8 protein-coding genes and 1 pseudogene are annotated in these 4,482 nt (G+C 42.5%); 1 reads left to right on the top strand and 8 read right to left on the bottom strand.

The window, feature by feature from the left end:
- Positions 1-233: 233 nt before the first annotated feature.
- Entirely contained in the window at positions 234-482 is a 249-nt protein-coding gene (locus tag NL644_RS23030; RefSeq protein ID WP_005398517.1) for a hypothetical protein, read from the bottom strand.
- A 158-nt stretch (positions 483-640) separates the two neighbouring features.
- Between NL644_RS23030 and NL644_RS23025 the strand changes: the two genes are divergently transcribed.
- Positions 641-856, top strand: coding sequence for a hypothetical protein (locus NL644_RS23025; RefSeq protein ID WP_031819061.1), 216 nt, complete (start codon positions 641-643; stop codon positions 854-856).
- Between the two features lie 234 nt (positions 857-1,090).
- Here NL644_RS23025 and NL644_RS23020 read toward each other — a convergent pair whose 3' ends face one another.
- From NL644_RS23020 to NL644_RS23000, 7 genes and pseudogenes are all read right to left on the bottom strand, one after another.
- Positions 1,091-1,261, bottom strand: a complete 171-nt coding sequence (locus NL644_RS23020; protein WP_005398424.1) for a hypothetical protein — start codon at positions 1,259-1,261, stop codon at positions 1,091-1,093.
- Between the two features lie 16 nt (positions 1,262-1,277).
- A complete protein-coding gene (gene nadS / locus NL644_RS23015; RefSeq protein ID WP_029946694.1) occupies positions 1,278-1,565 on the bottom strand; it encodes a NadS family protein in 288 nt (95 codons plus the stop codon).
- On the bottom strand, positions 1,555-1,947 hold the full coding sequence (locus tag NL644_RS23010; RefSeq protein WP_224723981.1) for a type II toxin-antitoxin system RelE/ParE family toxin: 393 nt from the start codon (positions 1,945-1,947) through the stop codon (positions 1,555-1,557). Before NL644_RS23010 ends, nadS begins: the two co-directional genes overlap by 11 nt.
- A 61-nt stretch (positions 1,948-2,008) precedes the next feature.
- Positions 2,009-2,242 (bottom strand): MbeD/MobD family mobilization/exclusion protein, encoded by a 234-nt coding sequence (locus NL644_RS23130; RefSeq protein ID WP_169567099.1) that lies wholly within the window; start codon positions 2,240-2,242, stop codon positions 2,009-2,011.
- On the bottom strand, positions 2,243-2,692 hold the full coding sequence (locus tag NL644_RS23125; RefSeq protein ID WP_353616425.1) for an MbeB family mobilization protein: 450 nt from the start codon (positions 2,690-2,692) through the stop codon (positions 2,243-2,245).
- Between the two features lie 7 nt (positions 2,693-2,699).
- Positions 2,700-3,401: pseudogene (locus NL644_RS23120) on the bottom strand (relaxase/mobilization nuclease domain-containing protein); the annotation flags it as partial.
- Positions 3,398-3,739, bottom strand: a complete 342-nt coding sequence (locus NL644_RS23000) for a MobC family plasmid mobilization relaxosome protein (protein ID WP_025607773.1) — start codon at positions 3,737-3,739, stop codon at positions 3,398-3,400. The pseudogene NL644_RS23120 and the gene NL644_RS23000, both read right to left, overlap by 4 nt.
- Positions 3,740-4,482: the final 743 nt, after the last annotated feature.

Here is a 4,482-nt window from a genome sequence, read left to right as displayed (position 1 = left end):
AGTATTCCGATCAAAGCCGACCTTGCAGGGTCGGTTTTGTCACATCTGGGGATTGAGATTACAACCAAAGAGCTGGGATCTCAACGATCCTTTTCTAAGGTAATGAACGTCCTCAAGAAAAACGCCTCCCATTGGGAGGCGTTTTTCGTATCTGCCAGATGTAAAAAAGGTCGCCGGTTTGGGCAACCTTTTGCGTTCTATCGTTCAGTTCGCACAACGAGTGTTACGTTAAATTACTCATTACTTTCTTTTAAACCAAAGCAGTCCCACTCTATCAGCAATCGACTAAAATTATTTTTTGAAAGATATTTGGCATCTACACACTTACCATCATCATCGTACAGCACAAGGAAAAAAGAACTCGATTCTAGTGTACGACCTAACGAAAGCCATTGAGCAACAATTGTCTCGTAATGTTCTTGATATGATGCGATTTCAAAGCCTTTGTTATTCGATGTTTTAAAATAAATTTTTAGTTTCACGCTTTATCCCATTTATCTCATACACATCATATTTAAGACTAGGTTTGTGTGAGCAATTGAACGTTCTTAATAGACTTAGGCCAAAAAAAACCACTATATACGCAATTGAGCACTATTATAAAGTTACATGCATATCAACACTTTGTGAGTATTGCGTTATGGCTTTGTGTAAAATAAAAAAATACGACACTTTAGTAGATGCTCATACGATTAAACTTCTCGAAAATTTAACAATGGAAATTGGAAATGAAGAAGTTGCTCTACAAGTCACTATTTTGTCATTTGAAAAACTTTGGCATCAAATGGAAATGCATGGAGAGCCCAAAAACACATTTGAATGGCTTCAAATCGAAGCAAAGAAGCTCATAATTTAAAGCAACATAACGTTGTGGTGGTGATTATTATTCCTATTACGTTAAATAGCCGACTTAGCATCTCAAAACGCCAATCTGACGCTCTCAAAACGCTCCTGGAGCGTTTTTAAGCACTTATCCTTACCTAATTAGCCAGAAATCGGGCTGTAAGTTTGTGACGCTTTCAGAGCGATTTACAGGACAAAAAGTTCGCAGTTCGATTGAAACAAAAAACGCCCTCTAAGGGCGTTTTTTCTATGTTTTCATCTTATCGATGGCATCTTTGGTGATCAGCTCGTTAGCTATCTCTAAGTTCTCTTTGTACTTCTTCTCTTTGTACTTCTCATATTCAAATCGAGATAACGAACTTCTCGGATCGTACTCGTAACGCTGACAGAATTGCTCAAAAGTAACAGCTGCACTCATAGACACCTCTTAATCTTTAAACTGAAAACTTCGCATAAAGCTCTGGCTCTTTAGAGAGTAGAGTTAGGACTTTGCTTGCTAAACCTGTCGGATTTCTCCGTCCTTGCTCCCAACTTTTCACGGTATCAATACTCACATCCATCGCTTGTGCCAACTCTTTTTGGCTGACATCCAGTTGTGCTCGGATCGCTTTAACATCGGCAATCTCATAACGAGTGACATTCGCAGGAGTCTGCTCTCCTTTTGCAATCGCTTCGGCTTGCTTCATCGATGTATAAAGTTCATCAAAAATACTATTGCTCATTGTCATACTCTCTCTTAATCGACCTCGACACTTCTTTAAGGAGATTCTTCTCTTTCTGAGTTAAAGAGTCCTTTCTCCCTTTCTTGTACAGCAACACCAAATAGACAACATCAGGTTGGATCAGTAAGTAAATCGTTCGATAACCACCACTCTTACCTGTCGATTCTCCAGCAAGGCGAACTTTTCTTAGCCCTCCCGTTCCGACAATCAACGATCCCATTTCTGGGTTTTTGATGATGTCTGACTGCAACGCTCGAAACTCTTCATCCGTGAGCATCTCTTTTCGCTGAGATTCAAACAATGGCGTTTCAATAAACTCTAATGCGTAGCTAATAACCCGATCCTCTCCCAAAAGAATAGGAGTACATTGTACTCCTGGCAAGCGTATTTTCAAATGTATTAACGATTAAATCCGAAACCTCGACCTCTGCGATTTTGTCGTGCTAACGACTGCTCTTGCTGTATTGCTTTTCCAACGACTGGAGCTGCTGCGTCAAGTTGTTTACTTGCATGGTCAAGCTGCTCACACTGCTCTGTAAGCGTTGGTTCTCCTCGCTGCTCTGCTCGAATCTTTTCTCTAAATCCTTGTAGAGCTTCACGAACTCGCTGTGCTGCTCCTTGTGCTGCCTCTCTAAAACCTCGAAGGCGTGCAAAAGTTGTTTCTCTAGCTCGGTCATTTATTTCCTCTCCAACTTGATCAGCTCGTTCTTGCCATCGTTCATTGTCCACCCCTCCAGAATCGAGTAACCCTCTGGTATCACAATAAAACGTTCCCCTTTCTGGCTCTCGTACAGAGAAAGCCCCCAAGTCTTGTTCTGGAACTGCTCTAGGATCGCTTTTTGGCGGGCTATCTTTTTCTGATTGTCTAATATCGTCTGCCCTTGATACCAAGCGATCCCGTAACTGACGATCACCAAAAATAACAGGGTCACTGGCAACCAAATCCATGTTTTCATCACCAAGAGATTCAAACGTGATTGCTGCTCTTGGATGTCGTTTATGATTTTCTGCTCGCTTGATTTCAACGCATCTTGAATACGTTGTTCGTGCCTCTCGAAGTCTTTCTTTAGCGTTTGCTCGATAGCGTTGGCTTGCTTCTTCGATTGCGAATTGAAGTCCCTCGCCATATTCAAAATCTTGCTCATACAACAAACCTTTTAATCTTATGTTTCGTTTCCCACTTTCGGGATTCTTAATGCTGATGCTTTTAGCTGTCACTCTGGCAATCTCAAATCCTTTGCTTTCAAGCGCACCAATTACCCCTTTTCGACTACGGATCGCGCCTGATTGAGCAAGATTAAGTAGACCATCGGTAAGAAGTTGCTGAATCTCTTTTGCATCGGATGGAGTGTCTTTAGCACTCACCAAGCCTTGCTGATTAGCAGGGTCATCTGGGTCATGAAGCCCTAGTTCAAGATTCTTAATGGTGCGCCACGCATCGATACGAGGATTGTCTGCAAAGTGGTAGTAAGGTTGAAGTCGCTTGCCAGAATGAAGCTCAATATTTGGAATAACAAAATTCAGCTCTAACCGCCCTTTATCAAGATGCTCTACCCAAAGAATGGAGTATTGGTCTTTGTCTAAGCCTGGTAACAAAGCCTTTTCAAAATCAGCCATGAGGCGATCTTTAATCTCTTGTGATAAGTCCGTTTCAGCAAAACAGAGAAAGCCCGATGTGTACTTTTTGGCGTAAGGACTCGAATCAATGAGTGATTGAACTAAATCAGGATCGCCTTGATTGAGTGTCGCCCTCTCCCGATTTCTATCTTTCCCTAAGAGATAATCAACAGGGCCACTCCCAACGCCCTTACCTCTACGAGCGAACTGAACAATCATACTGAGATCTCATACTGTGCCATTATTTGCCCAAGCTGACGCTCGATTGCTGAAAGTTGAGCCAATACTTGAACCACATTCACGACATCATAATTCTGGGTATTCACTACTCTAGTGATCTGATTCAAGTTATTTCCAAGTCCAGATAACTGGCGCAATAATGCGGGGTCTACTTTAGGAACATTGGCTCTTTTAAGAGTCCGTTCCCCAAGACAAGTCTCTCTCACCCAAGGAGCTAATTCCGCACCATCACACCGATCTTTCAGAGCTTGAAGTTCAGTCTCAGTGACTCTGATCTTGATGGACTTTTCTCGTATTACTTTCTTCTTTTCAGTCATGGCAATTCTTTAGTTTGAGTGCTTTTAACTAGGGTTAAGGGAGCGTAGCGTCCCTTACAAGGCACAATGACAACGTAACGAAGTGGAGGGGTCTTTGTGTAGCCTTGCTTATGTGCTTAACAAAAGATAGAAAGTAAGATAAAGAAATGCAAATAAGGGAAATCATGAAGTATCAAACAATGACAGTAAGAGCAAAGAGGAGGCTAGCCAAGCTAGCGCAAACCACCCTTTCGGCTGCGCCGACCCCTACCCATTTCAACTCAAATTTATGAGTGATTTGGGTATCTTTTTGGTCGCTTTCAGATTGGGTAAGTCTCTTCCCTTTCGGGCTGCCCTGCGCTGTGAGTAAGGCTTTACGCCCCCATTCCAGTCTCACAACACTAATCAATTATTCCTTTTCCGCAGTTCTCCCTCTAGCAGCTACAAGAGAGCGGTTTTATCGTGCTTTCGCAAGTTTTGATTAGTGCCTTTACCTGCCACCTTTGGAACTTCCCTTGGTCGGTGGCTGATGCGCATCGCTCTGTCCAAAACATCTTGAGTCCAAACAGAGTGCAGGAATACTTGAAGTGCTTAAACGATATGGGCTATCATGAAAGGACTTACACAGGCCGTCAAACCGGTAAGTATTCCGATCAAAGCCGACCTTGCAGGGTCGGTTTTGTCACATCTGGGGATTGAGATTACAACCAAAGAGCTGGGATCTCAACGATCCTTTTCTAAGGTAATGAACGTCCTCAAGAAAA

Origin of the sequence: Vibrio sp. Y10_XG_PY6 (assembly GCF_024181795.1) — a bacterium.
Taxonomy (GTDB): domain Bacteria; phylum Pseudomonadota; class Gammaproteobacteria; order Enterobacterales; family Vibrionaceae; genus Vibrio; species Vibrio diabolicus.
This window is presented reverse-complemented; position numbering and strand designations above follow the sequence as displayed.